An 18,995-nucleotide genomic window follows, 5' to 3' on the forward strand; every position below is an offset into this window, starting at 1 on the left:
TTGCCTTGTGGCAATAAATAGCAATCTGGGAAAATCTAACTAGTTGTTCTCAACACGCCATTCAAGCGTTTGTAGAGTCCGTCTCTTCTCTTTTGAGAAGAAAAACCCCTTGGGTGTTGTATGGTTAAGCCTCACGGGCAATTAGTATCAGTTAGCTCAATGCCTCGCAGCACTTACACACCTGACCTATCAACGTTGTAGTCTTCAACAACCCTTTAGAGACCTTAAAGGTCTAGGGATGACTCATCTTGAGGCTCGTTTCCCGCTTAGATGCTTTCAGCGGTTATCGATTCCGAACTTAGCTACCGGGCAATGCATCTGGCGATACAACCCGAACACCAGCGGTTCGTCCACTCCGGTCCTCTCGTACTAGGAGCAGCCCCTCTCAATCATCCAACGCCCACGGCAGATAGGGACCGAACTGTCTCACGACGTTCTAAACCCAGCTCGCGTACCACTTTAAATGGCGAACAGCCATACCCTTGGGACCGACTTCAGCCCCAGGATGTGATGAGCCGACATCGAGGTGCCAAACACCGCCGTCGATATGAACTCTTGGGCGGTATCAGCCTGTTATCCCCGGAGTACCTTTTATCCGTTGAGCGATGGCCCTTCCATTCAGAACCACCGGATCACTATGACCTGCTTTCGCACCTGCTCGAATTGTCATTCTCGCAGTCAAGCGGGCTTATGCCATTGCACTAACCTCACGATGTCCGACCGTGATTAGCCCACCTTCGTGCTCCTCCGTTACTCTTTGGGAGGAGACCGCCCCAGTCAAACTACCCACCAGGCACTGTCCGTAACCCCGATAAGGGGTCGACGTTAGAACATCAAGCATACAAGGGTGGTATTTCAAGATTGACTCCACAACCACTGGCGCGGTTGCTTCAACGTCTCCCACCTATCCTACACATGTAGGGTCAATGTTCAGTGCCAAGCTATAGTAAAGGTTCACGGGGTCTTTCCGTCTAGCCGCGGGTACACAGCATCTTCACTGCGATTTCAATTTCACTGAGTCTCGGGTGGAGACAGCGTGGCCATCATTACGCCATTCGTGCAGGTCGGAACTTACCCGACAAGGAATTTCGCTACCTTAGGACCGTTATAGTTACGGCCGCCGTTTACCGGGGCTTCGATCAAGAGCTTCGACCGAAGTCTAACCCCATCAATTAACCTTCCGGCACCGGGCAGGCGTCACACCGTATACGTCATCTTTCGATTTTGCACAGTGCTGTGTTTTTAATAAACAGTTGCAGCCACCTGGTATCTGCGACTCCCGGCAGCTTAGAGAGCAAGTCTCATCACCGCTAGGAGCGTACCTTCTCCCGAAGTTACGGTACCATTTTGCCTAGTTCCTTCACCCGAGTTCTCTCAAGCGCCTTGGTATTCTCTACCTGATCACCTGTGTCGGTTTGGGGTACGATTTCTTATAATCTGAAGCTTAGAAGCTTTTCCCGGAAGCATGGCATCAATGACTTCACTACCGTAGTAGCTCGACATCGTATCTCAGCCTTAAGATGGTCCGGATTTGCCTAAACCATCAGCCTACATACTTGGACCTGGACAACCGTCGCCAGGCTCACCTAGCCTTCTCCGTCCCTCCATCGCAATTATAAGAAGTACGGGAATATTAACCCGTTTCCCATCGACTACGCCTTTCGGCCTCGCCTTAGGGGTCGACTTACCCTGCCCCGATTAACGTTGGACAGGAACCCTTGATCTTCCGGCGAGGGAGTTTTTCACTCCCTTTATCGTTACTCATGTCAGCATTCGCACTTCTGATACCTCCAGCACACTTTACAATGCACCTTCAACGGCTTACAGAACGCTCCCCTACCCAATATGAACGAGTTCACATTGCCGCAGCTTCGGTGTATAGCTTAGCCCCGTTAAATCTTCCGCGCAGGCCGACTCGACCAGTGAGCTATTACGCTTTCTTTAAATGATGGCTGCTTCTAAGCCAACATCCTGGCTGTCTGAGCCTTCCCACATCGTTTCCCACTTAGCTATAACTTTGGGACCTTAGCTGGCGGTCTGGGTTGTTTCCCTCTTCACGACGGACGTTAGCACCCGCCGTGTGTCTCCCGGATATTACTTACTGGTATTCGGAGTTTGCAAAGGGTTGGTAAGTCGGGATGACCCCCTAGCCTTAACAGTGCTCTACCCCCAGTAGTATTCGTCCGAGGCGCTACCTAAATAGCTTTCGGGGAGAACCAGCTATCTCCGAGTTTGATTGGCCTTTCACCCCTAGCCACAAGTCATCCGCTAATTTTTCAACATTAGTCGGTTCGGTCCTCCAGTAAGTGTTACCTCACCTTCAACCTGCCCATGGCTAGATCACTCGGTTTCGGGTCTAATCCTAGCAACTAATTCGCCCAGTTAAGACTCGGTTTCCCTACGGCTCCCCTAAACGGTTAACCTTGCTACTAAAATTAAGTCGCTGACCCATTATACAAAAGGTACGCAGTCACCTAACAAGTAGGCTCCTACTGCTTGTACGTACACGGTTTCAGGTTCTATTTCACTCCCCTCACAGGGGTTCTTTTCGCCTTTCCCTCACGGTACTGGTTCACTATCGGTCAGTCAGGAGTATTTAGCCTTGGAGGATGGTCCCCCCATGTTCAAACAGGATATCACGTGTCCCGTCCTACTCGATTTCACTAATAAAGCGTTGTTGGTTACGGGGCTATCACCCTGTATCGCGGAACTTTCCAGAACCTTCACCTAACGCTGAACTAACTTAAGGGCTAATCCGGTTTCGCTCGCCGCTACTACCGGAATCTCGGTTGATTTCTCTTCCTCGGGGTACTTAGATGTTTCAGTTCCCCCGGTTCGCTTCATTAACCTATGTATTCAGTTAATGATACTAGCTTATGCTAGTGGGTTTCCCCATTCGGAAATCCCAGACTCAAGTGGCTTTTACTGCCTAATCTGGGCTTATCGCAAGTTAATACGTCCTTCATCGCCTCTGACTGCCAAGGCATCCACCGTGTACGCTTAGTCACTTAACCATACAACCCCAAGAGGTCTTTGCTCTTAGTTTCCACTTGAAAAGTGGAGTAAGTTAGTCAAACAACCAAGGTTTGTGTTTAATAATCCGATCAAGAAAATATTAAACATTGGTTTTTCGCCGGACTCATTTATTTGTCTTCACTTTAAAAAGTGAAAGCAAACACAGACACTTGAATGTGTATGTTTTGAGAACTCGTTTTTATTGTTCTTTTACAAGAAGCAATAAAAACATTTTTAAAATCAATCTTTCGATTAAATTTACTAGTCAGCTTTCCAGATTGTTAAAGAACATGTGTTTTTGTCATTTTTAAAGATGACGAATCCACTTTCTAATCACACTCTTACAAATGCATTTAGAAAGTGGTGGAGCTATGCGGGATCGAACCGCAGACCTCCTGCGTGCAAGGCAGGCGCTCTCCCAGCTGAGCTATAACCCCATCAAGTTTTACTTCTTAGGAGAAGTTCTATTCAAAAGAAAGTGGTGGGCGATACCGGGCTCGAACCAGTGACCCCCTCCTTGTAAGGGAGGTGCTCTCCCAACTGAGCTAATCGCCCATCGTTTTACTTCCGATGAAAAGAAGTGGCGTCCCGTAGGGGAGTCGAACCCCTGTTACCGCCGTGAAAGGGCGGTGTCCTAGGCCTCTAGACGAACGGGACTAAGTTTTCTCTAAGTTATGGGTAACTTAGATGTTCTTTTACATTTTAACCAGGCAATCTGTGTGGACACTGCATAAAACAGTATAAGTCTTTAGGTAAGGAGGTGATCCAGCCCCAGGTTCCCCTAGGGCTACCTTGTTACGACTTCACCCCAGTCATGAACCACACCGTGGTAAACGCCCTCCCGAAGGTTAAGCTATCTACTTCTGGTGCAGCCCACTCCCATGGTGTGACGGGCGGTGTGTACAAGGCCCGGGAACGTATTCACCGTGACATTCTGATTCACGATTACTAGCGATTCCTACTTCATGGAGTCGAGTTGCAGACTCCAATCCGGACTACGACGTACTTTGTGGGATTCGCTCACTATCGCTAGTTTGCAGCCCTCTGTATACGCCATTGTAGCACGTGTGTAGCCCTACTCGTAAGGGCCATGATGACTTGACGTCGTCCCCACCTTCCTCCGGTTTATCACCGGCAGTCTCCCTGGAGTTCCCACCATTACGTGCTGGCAAACAAGGATAAGGGTTGCGCTCGTTGCGGGACTTAACCCAACATTTCACAACACGAGCTGACGACAGCCATGCAGCACCTGTCTCAGAGTTCCCGAAGGCACTAAGCTATCTCTAGCGAATTCTCTGGATGTCAAGAGTAGGTAAGGTTCTTCGCGTTGCATCGAATTAAACCACATGCTCCACCGCTTGTGCGGGCCCCCGTCAATTCATTTGAGTTTTAATCTTGCGACCGTACTCCCCAGGCGGTCTACTTAACGCGTTAGCTCCGAAAGCCACGGCTCAAGGCCACAACCTTCAAGTAGACATCGTTTACGGCGTGGACTACCAGGGTATCTAATCCTGTTTGCTCCCCACGCTTTCGCATCTGAGCGTCAGTCTTTGTCCAGGGGGCCGCCTTCGCCACCGGTATTCCTTCAGATCTCTACGCATTTCACCGCTACACCTGAAATTCTACCCCCCTCTACAAGACTCTAGTCTGCCAGTTCAAAATGCTGTTCCGAGGTTGAGCCCCGGGCTTTCACATCTTGCTTAACAGACCGCCTGCATGCGCTTTACGCCCAGTAATTCCGATTAACGCTCGCACCCTCCGTATTACCGCGGCTGCTGGCACGGAGTTAGCCGGTGCTTCTTCTGTTGCTAACGTCAAACAGCTAAGCTATTAACTTAACTGCCTTCCTCACAACTGAAAGTACTTTACAACCCGAAGGCCTTCTTCATACACGCGGCATGGCTGCATCAGGGTTTCCCCCATTGTGCAATATTCCCCACTGCTGCCTCCCGTAGGAGTCTGGACCGTGTCTCAGTTCCAGTGTGGCTGATCATCCTCTCAGACCAGCTAGGGATCGTCGCCTTGGTGAGCCATTACCCCACCAACTAGCTAATCCCACCTGGGCTAATCTCAGCGCGCGAGGCCCGAAGGTCCCCCGCTTTGCTCCCATCTCGTAAAAGATCGGAGATTATGCGGTATTAGCTATCGTTTCCAATAGTTATCCCCCACACTGAGGTATATTCCCAGGCATTACTCACCCGTCCGCCGCTCGTCAGCATTGATAGCAAGCTATCAATCTGTTACCGCTCGACTTGCATGTGTTAGGCCTGCCGCCAGCGTTCAATCTGAGCCATGATCAAACTCTTCAATTAAAGTTTTGTTGTCTCTTTCGAGACGGCTCAATAAATACTGACTTTAAATACCAATTCTTTATAAATAAAGAATGTAATTTTAAAGCTTTTTATCATTCAAAGAATGATAATTAAATAACTGTGCCAAAATAATCTTCTCTATAAATAGATTGGGCTATTTTGTATTGGTCACTCAGTTTATTGATAAATCTTTCGACTTAACTCTTCAGTGAGTGCCCACACAGATTGCATGGTCAAATTGTTAAAGAACAATACTGACTATCGGTAACCGCTTGCGCCGTTGTCCGTGTCAGTGAGGTCGCATTATAGGGAGATTTTTGTTACTGACAATCGTTTTTTTACAAAAAAAAATCGTTTGAACATTTTTTGTTCAAAACGATTTGATTTGGTTTAAATTGTGTCTTTTTAGCGATGATAGCCGTTGTTTAATCAAATTCACTGTATTTAGAGATAGCAGTTTTTAGAGATACCGCCTGCGAGACACCACGGCGATCAGCCCAACTGACTTTTATATCAATTGTATTAAGTACTTTAGATAAAGTACTTAATCCACCTGATCCCCCTCCGGATACTGGACTAACATCACAGTAAAGAACAAATCCTTTATCTATTGCATTCGCTGTCAAACAATAGTCATCATTATCCAAATCAGAAAAAGGAATTAGATTAGAAGCTGTTGATACAGCCCCACTAATATTATTTGCACGAGTTTGATAAAACTCCATCTGCGCTTCTGCTATATGAAGTGCATCTAATGTCTTTAATGCATTTTCTGCTTTTACTTCCATATAGGCTTGCATCTTCACTAAACCTAATACACCAACAGAAAGTATCCCAAGGGCAATCACCACTTCTAATAAGCTAAAGCCTGTTATTTTTTTGATATTAGAAATCATGCCACGATCCTTGTTGCCACTTAACTTCCTTTAAATCCTCAAGTGCATCTTTAAATACATCACTATTAAAACTAAAATTTAAAGCCCCTCTAAATTTAGCTGTTAATCCAGGAGCATCTAAAACATATCCACCTTTAGGATGAAATGCACCATTTTGAAAGTATGCTACATAACTTTTTTCTGCTAATGTAAGTTCACCTTTAGCCGACAATGGCTCCCATTTTGCTTCAGTAGGTACAAAACTACTATCCGGAGTTTTAAAATGATAAACCAGAGCATCAAGTGTAAATGCGCCATTTACTGATAAAATTCCGTCTTGAACAACTAAAACAATACCTGCAATACCTGCATTGGTTATTGCCGTTTGAATTATCGAGACATTTGCACCTAAATCACAATCACCTTCAACCCAAATCCTATCAGAATCTGCACTAATATGATCAGCTATGTCATTAGAGCAATTTGTTGATCCTGTAATTAAAGTCGATTTATCTCTTACTCCTTCTTTCCACTCAGCTCTTTTAACATTAAAAGTGTCATAAAAAGGATCAAATACAGTATCTTTTACATAGTCATCACCAAAAACAGACGGTTTATTCGTAGCTGTAATTATATTATTTACTACAGTTGATTCATGATTTGTTAAACAGTTAGGATATTGGCCAAGATCGCCTGAATAAAAACCATTATATGGAGGATAATTCCAATCAAGCCCTTTATTAGCAAATTTACCTTTAATTTCAACTTTACTGGCATACCGAAGAAGAACACATGCATATTCATCCCCATCTTTAACTCCGGGATCTGGATACATATCTGAATTACCACCATCAGAATCAATAATTAGATCTGATGTTGCTTTAATCGTACCAGCACTTCGATTAGATCCAGCAACAATAATTTTCTTTATTTCTTTATTTGCTAGAGTAATATTACTTTTAGCTGATAACTCATATTTTCCAATATCTATATTATTAATATTCACAGTTAAATTACTACTATTGCAAGAAGTATTAAAATAATTAGGATTTAAAATATTACTTAAATTTGTCTCCTGCCTTATTTTTGAATAGCCACACTCTAACCCACCTTCAGCAGCCCAGTGTGCTTGCCTTGCTATTACTTCATTTTGGGTACGCTTAATCTGATAAAATAAATTTTTATATGAAGCTAATGAAAATAACAGCGCCACAATTAATAACATGCTGGTAATTAATAGTGTCGTCATCCCTGACTGTTGGTGTTTATTCATTACTGCCAATTCCTTGTCTTAATCTGAATCGACTTCGCGGTACTAATTGATGGGTTAGCCCGTAAGTGAGCGACTAATTTAATAGTAAGTAATTTACTGGTTGCACTAGCCGATGATAATGACTGCTCTGTAATACTAAATTCATTCACTACTAACTGATTTTGATCAAGAACTGACTGACCATTCTTACAAACGTCAGACATGTTTCTTCCTGCAACCGTTGTACTATAAAACTTTAGATTTTTAACTGGAACGCTAGATGAATCTGTTCCATCTTTGCTGTAAAAAGATCGTAGATGTTGAACAGTACCATCATGGTAAGCATAACTAATACATTGTTCATCTGAGCCTAATCCACTTAACGTAACAATATCCGTAGCACCGCTTACGATATAACTAGAAGATGCGCCTGATTGATATCCAGCTCTTAAAATATCTTGCTTTAATAATGACAAAGCATCATTAACATCTTGTTGTAATAACAACTCTAAAGATCGTTGATTCGCTGATTTATATCCCGATAAAAATACCGATCCAACGACGGCTATTGCAATAAGACCAACCGATGAAGCAATAAGTAATTCAATTAATGAAAAACCTTTATTCCTAGTAGCATTCTTTATAGCCATAAATTGCTCCATCAACACCACAAGAATAAATACGCCCAGTCATAGTGTTGACTGCTACTTTCACTTTATCTTTTGTTGGTATATTAAATTGATACCCACCAGAAAAATTAGGTTTGCCATTTAATTTATTAAAGGTCACCACACCGGTTCTAAATGTCGTGTTTAATTCAATATTTGAAAAATTTTCACTAGAAACCTCGGCTAACGTAACCGCACTAGATGTTGTTCTTGATGTTATCGACCACGTAGGCGTTCCTGCATCATTTATCGCTACCTGAACATTATCCCCACGCATCACAGCTTCTGATTTGGCTTGCACCAATAACCATTCGATTTCTGTCGCCAAGCGTTTAACTTTATTAGATTCAATTAAGTTATTAAAACTTGGGGCGGCCATTGCGATCAGAATGCCCATGATCACCACAGTAAAAACCAATTCCAACAGCGTAAATCCTCGCTGACGGTCACCATTATGATGTATGTGATGAAAATGCGTGATAATTTCGCGAGCCATTCCCCAAATCCCTATAAACGTTATTCTGATCCCTAAGAACAACTTGCCTGAGAGTTTATCACCGCCGCAAAATAGCAGAATAAGGATATCAACCAGTTATCGAGTCAACTCGAATATTTAAGAGATTACGGAAGATGATTAAACAAAAAGGCGTGACGCTGATCGAAATGTTGATTGTAGTGGCGGTCATTGGAGTATTAACAGCCATAGCTTACCCTTCATATCAGGATCATGTATTGAAGGGTCATCGCACTCAGGCGATGGGGGATCTGATTAAAATTCAATTAGCATTAGAGGAAAGTTATACCCAAAATAGTGCTTATGATTTTACTATTGTCAGTGGTGGTAGTTGTTCTTTTTGCGATACTGATAACGAGCGTTATACGTTGGAATTAGAGAAAAAAACTGCGGGTTATTCTATAACAGCAAAGGCTAAACCGTTACAGAGTAATGATGAATGCAAAGATCTAAGTTTAGATCAAACAAGTAGAGGCTTGCCTGAAGGTTGTTGGTAATATTTTCACTGGTTCTTTTATGCTCAAACGCGTGATAAATAGATCACGGATAGCTCGTGCCTCTCTTCCGAGATGACGGCTTATTTCCTTTATGGTGAGGGGCTTAGTTCTACTTATTCCATTAATTAAGTGATCATATTTAAAAAGCATTAGATTCCCTATCACCCTCGCGAGTATTCACTGTAGGGAATGACAGATACTCTCAGCATAAAAAAACCGCTATTAGCATTTACTAATAGCGGTTTTTATTTATTCTTTTTTACGACGGATTAGTTGGTTAAATCGTCGAAAAACTTTTTTACACCGTTAAAGAAGCCTTCTGACTTTGGCTTGTGCTTGCTTGCATCTTTACCATCAAACGTTTCTTCTAGTTCTTGCAGTAATTCTTTTTGACGCTTGCTTAAATGTACAGGTGTTTCAACCACCAATTTACAGATAAGATCACCGCGTAAACCACCACGAACAGAATCAACACCTTTACCACGCATACGGAACATACGGCCCGTTTGCATTTCAGCTGGTACTTTTAAGCTTACACGGCCATCAAGGGTTGGTACTTCAACTTCACCACCTAATGCAGCCATAGTGAAACTTACTGGCACTTCACAATGTAGATTATTACCTTCGCGCTGGAAAATGTGGTGTTCTTTAACATGTACTTGAACATACAAGTCACCCGCTGGTGCGCCTTGTTCTCCAGCTTCGCCTTCGCCACTTAAGCGAATACGATCGCCAGTATCAACACCCGCAGGAATTTTAACTGAGAGCGTTTTAGTTTCTTCTACACGGCCTTCGCCATGACACTTACTGCATGGATCTTTGATAATTTGACCACGACCATGACAGTGTGGACAAGCTTGTTGAACCGCAAAGAATCCCTGACGCATCTGCACTTGTCCAGCACCATGACAGGTACTACATGTTGTTGCAGATGAACCTTTTTTAGCGCCTGAACCGTCACAGCAATCACAACTAACCAATGTTGGTACACGGATTTCTTTCGAACAACCGCGAACAGCTTCTTCCAACGTTAGTTCCATGTTGTAGCGAAGATCTGAACCGCGCTGTGCGCGTTGTTGACGACGGCCACCGCCACCACCAAAGATATCACCAAACACATCACCAAAGATGTCACTGAAATCTGCACCGCCGCCGAAGCCGCCGCCGCCACCGCCCATACCACCTTGTTCAAAGGCTGCATGGCCGTATTGATCGTAAGCAGCGCGTTTTTGGTCGTCTGTTAGAATTTCATAAGCGTATTTCACTTCTTTGAATTTCTCAGCAGATTCCGCATCACCCTGGTTACGGTCGGGGTGGAACTTCATTGCTAAGCGCTTATAAGCCTTTTTGATGTCACGCTCACTTGCGTCACGGGCCACACTTAACACTTCGTATAAATCACGTTTCGACATAACTTGATTGTCACCTAGCTAGATATAGTTACGGGCGTTAGAGTAACCTCAAACGCCCGTAATTTAAACAAGATGTTAACTAATTATAGTTAATGGTCTTATTTGTTGTCTTTAACTTCTTCAAACTCAGCATCAACAACATCGTCGTCTTGCTTAGCTTGTTGCTCACCAGCACCGTCAGCTTGTTGTGCTTGTGCTTTCTGTTGAGCGATTTCCATTAGCTTTTGAGAAGCAGCAACAAGTGCTTGAACTTTCGCGTCAATTGCTTCTTTATCTTCGCCTTTGCGTGCTTCTTCTAGTTCAGCAACAGCAGCTTCGATTTTTGCTTTCTCATCAGCAGGAAGTGCTTCACCAGCTTCTTCAATTTGCTTACGAGTACCGTGAACAAGTTGGTCAGCTTGGTTACGAGCAGTTACTAACTCTTCAAACTTCTTATCAGCTTCTTTGTTAGCTTCAGCTTCTTGAACCATCTTCTCGATGTCAGCATCGCTTAGACCGCCAGATGCTTGAATAGTGATCTTCTGCTCTTTACCTGTAGTCTTATCTTTCGCAGAAACGTTTAGGATACCATCGGCATCTAGGTCAAACGTTACTTCGATTTGAGGCATACCACGTGGTGCAGCTTGAATACCTTCTAGGTTAAATTGACCTAGAGATTTGTTAAAGCTTGCTTGCTTACGCTCACCTTGAATAACGTGGATAGTTACCGCGCTTTGGTTATCTTCAGCAGTAGAGAACACTTGGTTCGCTTTTGTTGGGATAGTTGTATTCTTCTCGATAAGCTTAGTCATTACGCCACCCATGGTTTCAATACCAAGAGATAGTGGAGTAACGTCTAGAAGTAGTACGTCTTTAACGTCACCAGCAAGTACACCACCTTGAACAGCAGCACCTACAGCAACAGCTTCATCAGGGTTAACGTCTTTACGTGGCTCTTTGCCGAAGAATTCAGTAACTTTAGCCTGAACCATTGGCATACGAGTTTGACCACCAACAAGGATGATGTCGTTGATGTCGCTAACAGATAGACCAGCGTCTGAGATAGCTACTTTTAGTGGCTCAAGAGTACGTTGTACTAGGTCTTCAACTAGAGATTCTAGTTTCGCACGAGTCACTTTGATGTTCATGTGCTTAGGACCAGTTGCGTCAGCTGTGATGTAAGGTAGGTTTACATCAGTTTGCTGTGCAGAAGATAGTTCGATTTTCGCTTTTTCTGCTGCTTCTTTTAGACGCTGCATTGCAAGAGGATCGTGCTTAAGATCGATACCTTGCTCTTTCTTGAACTCGTCTGCTAAGTAGTTGATTAGACGTGTATCAAAGTCTTCACCACCAAGGTGTGTATCACCATTAGTTGCTAGAACTTCAAATGTTTTCTCGCCATCAACTTCATCGATTTCAATGATTGAAATATCAAATGTACCACCACCAAGGTCGTAAACAGCGATAGTGCGATCGCCGCCAGTCTTATCAAGACCGTAAGCTAGAGCAGCTGCTGTTGGTTCGTTGATGATACGTTTAACATCTAGACCAGCAATACGACCAGCATCTTTTGTTGCTTGACGTTGTGCATCGTTAAAGTATGCAGGAACAGTAATTACTGCGCCAGTTACAGGTTCACCAAGGAAATCCTCAGCAGTTTTTTTCATTTTCTTTAGAATTTCAGCAGATACTTGAGGAGCAGCCATTTTTTGGCCTTTCGCTTCTACCCATGCATCACCGTTGTCAGCCTTTACAATTTTGTAAGGCATGATTTCGATATCACGCTGAACTTCTTCGTCTTCAAAACGACGACCAATTAAACGCTTGATAGCGAATAATGTGTTTTCAGGGTTAGTTACCGCCTGACGTTTTGCAGGTTGACCAACTAGTGTTTCGCCGTCTTGCGTGTATGCAACAACTGATGCTGTTGTACGCTCGCCTTCTGCGTTCTCAATTACACGTGGCTTGTCGCCGTCAAGTACTGCTACACAAGAGTTAGTTGTACCTAAGTCAATACCAATGATCTTACCCATCAGACAATCTCCGAAATTCGTTATATGTTCTTATACTACACCCAAATATTAATTGGGTTAGCGGTTCGGGATAACCCCGTGACAAATACATTTAATGTCTTATGACTACTAGATAAGGTCGCCAGATTGCTTTTCAAGGGGCGATCCCAAAAAAAATGCAAAAAAATAAAAAAACCCACCGAAGTGGGCTTTATTTTGCGACATTATCAAGTAAACCTTGAATTGTTGATCGCAAATTACGCTTGAGTATTCACATTACCCGCAGCCGCTTTTGATACCATAACCATTGCAGGACGGATCACTCGGCCATTTAACTCGTAACCTTTTTGCATTACAGCCATTACTGTATTAGGTGCAAAATCAGCACTTTCTTGCATAGCCATTGCTTGATGGAATTCAGGATTAAAAGCTTCACCTTGTGGATCAATTACTTTTAGACCAAATTTGCCAACCGTTGTTGTCATTGTCATCAATGTTAGTTCAACACCTTCCATCATTGCTTTGGTTGCATCGTTATTCTTGTCGGCCATTTCAATAGCGCGCTCAAGATTATCAATAACAGGCAATAATTCTTCAGCAAATTTGTTTAACGCATACTTACGTGCTTTATCAATTTCTTGCTCAGAACGACGACGAACATTTTCGCCTTCAGCACGCGCGCGCAATGCTGCATCTTTTATTTCGTTTACTTCTGCATCTTTTGCTAATAAAGCAGCTTCTAATTCTGCAATACGAGCTGCATATAACTCTTGCTCAGATTCAACAAACTCACCCTCGACAGCCTCGACTTCAACAGCTTCAACTGTATCGTTTAGCTGCTCATCCTGTACATTGTGGTTTTTGTTAGTCATGCGTTGGTTCTCCGCCAAGATAAAAGGGGTTTTATTCACTTAGTAGCCTTATTAGATAAGTGCCACTATTTAAATAGTCTTGAGCATATTATGGGGATGAACTTCAATGATTCAAGCCAATATTGACAACAAACCACGACAAGTTGTTTTTTCTAAGGCTATACTGACCTACCATCATTTGTCGGAACAAGGACATGAAGCGTATATTTGACACTATCGCGTTAATTGGCAAGCCACGTAATCCAGAGGCACTGCAAACGCATACTAGCCTTTATGAGTGGCTCACTGCACAAGGTTATAACGTGTTAGTCGATCATCGGTTAGCCAACGATATTGACGTACCTGAGGATTGCTTTTGTGATTTACTTACGATTGGCGATAGAGCAGATCTAGCCGTTGTTGTCGGTGGTGATGGCAATATGCTAGGTGCCGCTCGCGTATTATCACGGTTTGATATTTCAGTCATTGGCGTTAATCGCGGCAATCTGGGTTTTCTTACTGATCTTGATCCTGAAGATTTTGAACAACAACTCGCCCTTGTATTAGCTGGCGAATTTATCAAAGAAGATCGGTTTTTACTTGAAGCTGAAGTCCATCGTCACGGGCAGATAAAAAGTCGTAATGCCGCCTTAAACGAAGCGGTATTACACCCTGATAAAATTGCCCATATGATCGAATTTGAAGTCTATATTGATGATTGCTTCGCTTTCTCGCAGCGTTCTGACGGCTTAATTATTGCTACCCCTACAGGTTCAACAGCTTACTCTCTTTCAGGTGGCGGCCCGATTTTATCAACCAGTTTAAATGCTATTGCTTTAGTGCCAATGTTTCCTCACACCCTATCATGCCGCCCATTAGTCGTAGATGGTGATCGCTGTATCAAACTACTGGTATCACCGAATAATGGCAGCACACTAGAAGTCAGTTGTGATGGTCAGGTGTCATTACCCGTTAGTCCTGGCGATGAAATTCATATTTATCAAAGTGAAGATCGTCTGCAATTAATCCATCCTAAGAATTACAGTTACTACAATGTTCTACGTGGTAAATTAGGTTGGTCAAGTCGGTTATTTTAAGATTTACTCGTTTTCTCACTTCAAAACCAGCACATTCTAGTGGCTGGTTTTTTATAACAGCGTAAAAAGTTAACCTAAGTCACATTTTATCTGAATAATTATCCCCCCAATACTTTACTGGTTATAGATACAGTATATACTGGATGGAAAAACAGGTGTTGATTTAAACAGGTGAACACAATGCTCGCGCATATGACGATCTCTAATTTTGCTATTGTCAAAACTCTTCAATTTGAACTAAAACCAGGCATGACCACCATTACCGGTGAAACTGGCGCAGGTAAATCTATTGCAATAGATGCATTAGGCTTATGCCTTGGTGATCGCGCTGAAGCTTCAATGGTACGACCAAATGAAGATAAAGCTGAAATTTCAGCTGCATTTTTATTAGCCAATAACCAAGCAGCTCGACGCTGGCTCGAAGATAACGAACTCAGTGATGGTGAAGAGTGTATTTTGCGCCGAGTGATCACCAAAGAGGGTCGTTCTCGTGGTTTCATCAATGGCAGCCCTGTTCCAGCATCACAACAAAAAGCATTAGGGCAACTATTGATCAATATTCACGGTCAGCATGCTCATCAACAATTAATGCGTCCTGAATACCAACAACAAATGCTTGATCAATATGCCGGTCATCATCTACTCATTAATCGTACTCGCAGCGCCTATCAACGTTGGCGTCAAGCACATAACGAGCTTAAACGCTTAACCCAAAGCCGTGATGAAAACGAAGCGCAAAAACAGTTACTCCAATACCAAGTTAAAGAACTTGATGAATTAGCCCTTGGTGAAGAAGAATTCTCTGAAATAGAAGAAGAGCATAAGCGCCTGTCTAATTCTGGAGAACTGGCCATTTCAAGCCAAACTGCATTATCAATGCTGTATGACAATGATGATGGTAACGCCCTGCAACTACTGCAACTCGCTTGCCAACAAGTAAACAATCTAGGCGAATATGACAGCAATTTAAATGCGATTCCGCAAATGTTGGAAGAAGCCATTATTCAAGTTCAAGAAGCAAGCCAAGAGCTACGCAGCTACCTTGATAACTTAGACATGGATCCGCACCGCTTAATTTACCTTGAAGAGCGTTTAGCTAAAATCATGGCGATGGCACGTAAACACTATGTAATGCCAGCTGAGCTTTATCAAAAACACCATGATTTACTTAAAGAATTAGAGAACCTTGATTGTAGCGATGAACGCTTAGAAGACATGGCTGCTAATGTTGAAAGCCTACGTCAACAATGTATTGAAGCGGCTGAAAAATTAAGCAAAAGCCGCCAACGATATGCCAAAGAGCTTGACCAAAAAATCACTGAAAGTATGCATATGTTAAGTATGGAGCACGGTGAATTTGAAATAGCACTAACGAGCGATCCTGATCGTATGTTAAGCCCACTTGGTTACGACAGCATTAATTTCTTAGTTTCAACTAACCCCGGCCAACCGTTACAGCCATTAGGTAAAGTCGCATCAGGTGGTGAACTTTCACGTATTTCACTCGCCATTCAAGTGATCACCGCGCAAAAAGTTGAAACACCAAGTTTAATTTTCGATGAAGTCGATGTTGGTATCAGTGGCCCAACAGCTGCTATCGTCGGCAAAATGCTACGTAAACTGGGTAAATCAACCCAAGTTATGTGTGTGACTCACTTACCGCAAGTCGCAGGTTGCGGCCATCAGCAAATGTTTGTCGCCAAGAAAACCACCGATGGTCAAACTGAAACACAGATGCGTCCATTAAGCACTGATGATCGTATTGCTGAGCTAGCACGTCTATTAGGTGGCAGTGAAATTACTGAGCGCACTCTCGCAAATGCAAAAGAACTGCTCGTTGCTGCTTGATTTAATTTCGCATCTTGGGCGAATATGAAATAAACTAAAACCTTGATGCAACTATTGCCATCAGCTGTAGTCGAATATCAAATTATATTACTTTTTTTCTTTACCGCTTTTTACTTCTGCCAAGACCTTGTTTATCATCGCAGCAGTTAAAGCTAAAAAGCCAGGATGCTATGAGTTGGAAAAACATTGCAGCCCTAACCTTAGTGTTGGGCTTACTTAGTGGCTGTTCGGTCGCTGAACGTTTGGTTTATCGTATTGATATTGACCAAGGCAACTATGTAGAACAAAAAAGTGTTAATACCTTGCGTATTGGCATGACAAAAACACAAGTTCAATATGTGCTGGGTACACCTATGTTAGTAGACCCAAGTTACCCCAATACATGGAACTACATTTTCTACGAACAAAATGGTCATGATAAGCCAGTTCAAAAGAACTTGTTCTTAACCTTCAACCAGCAGGCACAGCTTGTTAGTATGAAGGGTGATTACAAGCAAGGTCCTAACTTCATGGATCCTATGAATTAATCTGACTTGTTAGAAAATGCTTGTTTTCAAACAATAAAAAAAGCTCGCTAATGGCGAGCTTTTTGTTGTCTGCTATAAAATAATATTACTTTTCAGCATCTTTTTTAGCTTGTTCTGCACGCTTACGGCGGATCTCACGCGGATCAGCCACCAATGGCCGATAAATTTCAATCCGATCGCCATCACGCGCTGTTGCATCTAATTTTACATTACGACTATAAATACCGACTTTATTGATATTCAAATCAATTGCAGGATACATCGTTAATATCCCTGATTGCTCAATAATCGCCTGAATAGGGGTTGCAGCAACCACAGCCAGCTTTAAAACACGCTGTTCGTTGGGCAGTGCAAACACAACCTCAACATGAATTAAGGGTTGATCAGAATGCATATACTTCTCTTGCTCGCTGTGTGAACGCCTGCACCATATTACCGGTCAGATCGCGAAAAATTTTACCAAAGGCAACATCAATCAGCCCACTGGTAAATTCAAACTCGAGGTTTAATTCAATTTTACAGGCTGTTGCATCTAGCTCAGTAAATGTCCATCCGCCAACTAATTTTCGAAAAGGACCATCCACCAGCTGCATTTGAATCTGGTTAAAATCAACCAATTTATTATGCGTCACAAATGTTTTACGTATACCCGCCTTAGCGACATCAACCGATGCCATCATATGGCTGGCAGAACTCTCAATGATTTTACTGCCCGCACAGCCGGGTAAAAACATCGGATAAGATTCAACATCATTCACCAAGTTAAACATTTGTTGGGCACTAAAAGGCACCAGTGCCGAACGGCTAATTTGTGGCATAGTTTCTCCTTCATCGAACACATCCTCACCCTGAAGATAAAATCTATTCGCTGCGTTTAGTCAATGATACCATTACTGGGCTATCGACCAAAATAACAGTTACCATCAAGCCGTATTATGGTAACGTCAATAGCTTATTCGACCAGAGAAATCACTGATATTAGATTTTGTTCTGGGACAGCAACAACGCTCTACGAGGTCAACATGGCTAAAAAACCAAAGCAAAGTAGCAATACTATTGCAAAAAATAAAAGTGCTCGTTTTGAATTTGCCATCGGCGACGAATACGAAGCAGGTATGGTACTACAAGGCTGGGAAGTAAAGGCGATTCGTGATGGTAAAGTGAACATGACCGAAAGTTATGTTTTCTTACGTAACGGTGAAGCGTTTATTTCAGGTCTAACTATTGCGCCATTAAACGCAGCATCAACTCACGTAGTGGCAGATCCTACCCGTGTACGTAAGCTATTGCTTAACCGTCGTGAACTGAGAAAACTAGAAGATTCAGTAAACCGCGAAGGCGATACTATCGTGGCACTGGCTATGTACTGGAGCACTTCTTTCGTAAAAGTGAAGATCGGTACTGCTCGCGGTAAAAAACTGCATGATAAACGCGCTGACAGCAAAGCTAAAGATTGGCAACGTGATAAAGCTCGTATCATGAAAGGCAATAACCGTTAAGCTACCTATGCAACATGGTGTTAGCATTTGAATAGTAATCAATCACTTGGTCAGTAAATTAAAATATAGTTATTGACCTAGTTAAATATTCTGCTAACATCGAATGCATCTGGGGCTGATTCAGGATTCGACAGGATCACGAAGGCTTGTGGAGCATGTCGAGGTGCGGTTTGCCTCGTTAAACAGCCGCAAAAAAATAGTCGCAAACGACGAAAACTTCGCACTAGCAGCTTAATACCCTGCTAAGAGCGCTCCTGCCCTAGCTTCCGCTTGTAAGACGGGGAATAACAGGGGTTCAAACCCAAACGAGATAGCGAGGGATTCTTTGACTAGAGAGATGAACCGCGAAATAGAATTCTGGTATGTATTAGCATAGCGTGTCAATTCGCAGTGACGATACGAGAATAAAGATTGACTAAGCATGTAGCGCCATCTGTTAGACTGATTTTGGACGCGGGTTCAAATCCCGCCAGCTCCACCAAACGTTTGGAAAGGGCCACTTCTTTGGAAGTGGCCTTTTTTAATGCCTAAAATTCAGTAAAATCATCGTATTAGCTTAAATTTAATCTAAATCGACCACTTAAATCCCCAACAGATCTCTTCTTTCTCTCATCAGTTTCGAGAGTCTAGAGGCTGT

General features: G+C 42.9%; 14 protein-coding genes, 3 tRNA genes, 2 rRNA genes and 1 other RNA gene. 6 read left to right on the forward strand and 14 right to left on the reverse strand.

Annotated elements, in window-relative coordinates:
- Positions 1–120 precede the first annotated feature (120 nt).
- From OC457_RS11170 to OC457_RS11210, 9 genes are all read right to left on the reverse strand, one after another.
- Positions 121–3,014 (reverse strand): 23S ribosomal RNA (locus tag OC457_RS11170).
- A gap of 362 nt (positions 3,015–3,376) precedes the next feature.
- Positions 3,377–3,452 (reverse strand) — tRNA-Ala (locus OC457_RS11175).
- 42 nt (positions 3,453–3,494) lie between these two features.
- Positions 3,495–3,570 (reverse strand) — tRNA-Val (locus OC457_RS11180).
- Between the two features lie 26 nt (positions 3,571–3,596).
- Positions 3,597–3,672 (reverse strand) — tRNA-Glu (locus tag OC457_RS11185).
- Positions 3,673–3,768: 96 nt separating this feature from the next.
- Positions 3,769–5,327 (reverse strand): 16S ribosomal RNA (locus tag OC457_RS11190).
- The 16S and 23S rRNA genes sit together here with 3 tRNA genes alongside, the layout of an rRNA operon.
- Before the next feature lie 425 nt (positions 5,328–5,752).
- Positions 5,753–6,223 carry a type IV pilus modification PilV family protein gene (locus OC457_RS11195; RefSeq protein ID WP_080176448.1) on the reverse strand — a complete coding sequence of 157 codons (471 nt, stop codon included), beginning with the start codon at positions 6,221–6,223 and terminating at the stop codon, positions 5,753–5,755.
- Entirely contained in the window at positions 6,213–7,475 is a 1,263-nt protein-coding gene (locus tag OC457_RS11200; RefSeq protein WP_080176447.1) for a hypothetical protein, read from the reverse strand. The genes OC457_RS11195 and OC457_RS11200 overlap by 11 nt, the downstream gene beginning before the upstream one ends.
- Positions 7,475–8,104, reverse strand: a complete 630-nt coding sequence (locus tag OC457_RS11205) for a PilW family protein (protein WP_235867006.1) — start codon at positions 8,102–8,104, stop codon at positions 7,475–7,477. Before OC457_RS11205 ends, OC457_RS11200 begins: the two co-directional genes overlap by 1 nt.
- Positions 8,082–8,618, reverse strand: a complete 537-nt coding sequence (locus tag OC457_RS11210; RefSeq protein WP_080176446.1) for a GspH/FimT family pseudopilin — start codon at positions 8,616–8,618, stop codon at positions 8,082–8,084. The genes OC457_RS11205 and OC457_RS11210 overlap by 23 nt, the downstream gene beginning before the upstream one ends.
- Before the next feature lie 134 nt (positions 8,619–8,752).
- Between OC457_RS11210 and OC457_RS11215 the strand changes: the two genes are divergently transcribed.
- Positions 8,753–9,133, forward strand: a complete 381-nt coding sequence (locus OC457_RS11215; RefSeq protein ID WP_080176445.1) for a type IV pilin protein — start codon at positions 8,753–8,755, stop codon at positions 9,131–9,133.
- A 269-nt stretch (positions 9,134–9,402) separates the two neighbouring features.
- On the opposite strand, the gene dnaJ is transcribed toward OC457_RS11215, so the two are convergent.
- The 3 genes from dnaJ to grpE form a co-directional block, all read right to left on the reverse strand.
- Positions 9,403–10,545 (reverse strand): molecular chaperone DnaJ, encoded by a 1,143-nt coding sequence (gene dnaJ / locus OC457_RS11220; protein WP_080176444.1) that lies wholly within the window; start codon positions 10,543–10,545, stop codon positions 9,403–9,405.
- A gap of 98 nt (positions 10,546–10,643) precedes the next feature.
- Complete coding sequence (gene dnaK, locus OC457_RS11225; protein ID WP_080176443.1) at positions 10,644–12,557, reverse strand: molecular chaperone DnaK; 1,914 nt, start codon at positions 12,555–12,557, stop codon at positions 10,644–10,646.
- A gap of 236 nt (positions 12,558–12,793) precedes the next feature.
- Complete coding sequence (grpE, locus tag OC457_RS11230) at positions 12,794–13,408, reverse strand: nucleotide exchange factor GrpE (RefSeq protein ID WP_080176449.1); 615 nt, start codon at positions 13,406–13,408, stop codon at positions 12,794–12,796.
- A gap of 194 nt (positions 13,409–13,602) precedes the next feature.
- Between grpE and nadK the strand changes: the two genes are divergently transcribed.
- From nadK to bamE, 3 genes are all read left to right on the forward strand, one after another.
- A complete protein-coding gene (nadK, locus tag OC457_RS11235; RefSeq protein WP_080176442.1) occupies positions 13,603–14,484 on the forward strand; it encodes an NAD(+) kinase in 882 nt (293 codons plus the stop codon).
- Between the two features lie 180 nt (positions 14,485–14,664).
- Positions 14,665–16,332 (forward strand): DNA repair protein RecN, encoded by a 1,668-nt coding sequence (gene recN / locus OC457_RS11240; protein WP_080176441.1) that lies wholly within the window; start codon positions 14,665–14,667, stop codon positions 16,330–16,332.
- A gap of 170 nt (positions 16,333–16,502) precedes the next feature.
- Positions 16,503–16,859 carry an outer membrane protein assembly factor BamE gene (gene bamE / locus OC457_RS11245; RefSeq protein ID WP_080176440.1) on the forward strand — a complete coding sequence of 119 codons (357 nt, stop codon included), beginning with the start codon at positions 16,503–16,505 and terminating at the stop codon, positions 16,857–16,859.
- Positions 16,860–16,944: 85 nt separating this feature from the next.
- Here the strand turns inward: bamE and OC457_RS11250 are convergent, their stop codons facing one another.
- Positions 16,945–17,253, reverse strand: coding sequence for an RnfH family protein (locus OC457_RS11250; protein ID WP_080176439.1), 309 nt, complete (start codon positions 17,251–17,253; stop codon positions 16,945–16,947).
- The gene (locus OC457_RS11255; protein WP_045038495.1) at positions 17,243–17,677 is read right to left on the reverse strand and encodes an SRPBCC family protein; all 435 of its coding nucleotides are present in this window, start codon (positions 17,675–17,677) and stop codon (positions 17,243–17,245) included. Before OC457_RS11255 ends, OC457_RS11250 begins: the two co-directional genes overlap by 11 nt.
- 204 nt (positions 17,678–17,881) lie before the next feature.
- Between OC457_RS11255 and smpB the strand changes: the two genes are divergently transcribed.
- Together smpB and ssrA are read left to right on the forward strand one after the other, a co-directional pair.
- A complete protein-coding gene (gene smpB, locus OC457_RS11260) occupies positions 17,882–18,358 on the forward strand; it encodes an SsrA-binding protein SmpB (protein ID WP_080176438.1) in 477 nt (158 codons plus the stop codon).
- A gap of 111 nt (positions 18,359–18,469) precedes the next feature.
- Positions 18,470–18,839: a transfer-messenger RNA gene (gene ssrA, locus OC457_RS11265) on the forward strand.
- Positions 18,840–18,995 lie beyond the last annotated feature (156 nt).

Origin of the sequence: Photobacterium toruni (genome assembly GCF_024529955.1) — a bacterium.
In the GTDB taxonomy this organism is placed as follows: Bacteria; Pseudomonadota; Gammaproteobacteria; order Enterobacterales; family Vibrionaceae; genus Photobacterium; species Photobacterium toruni.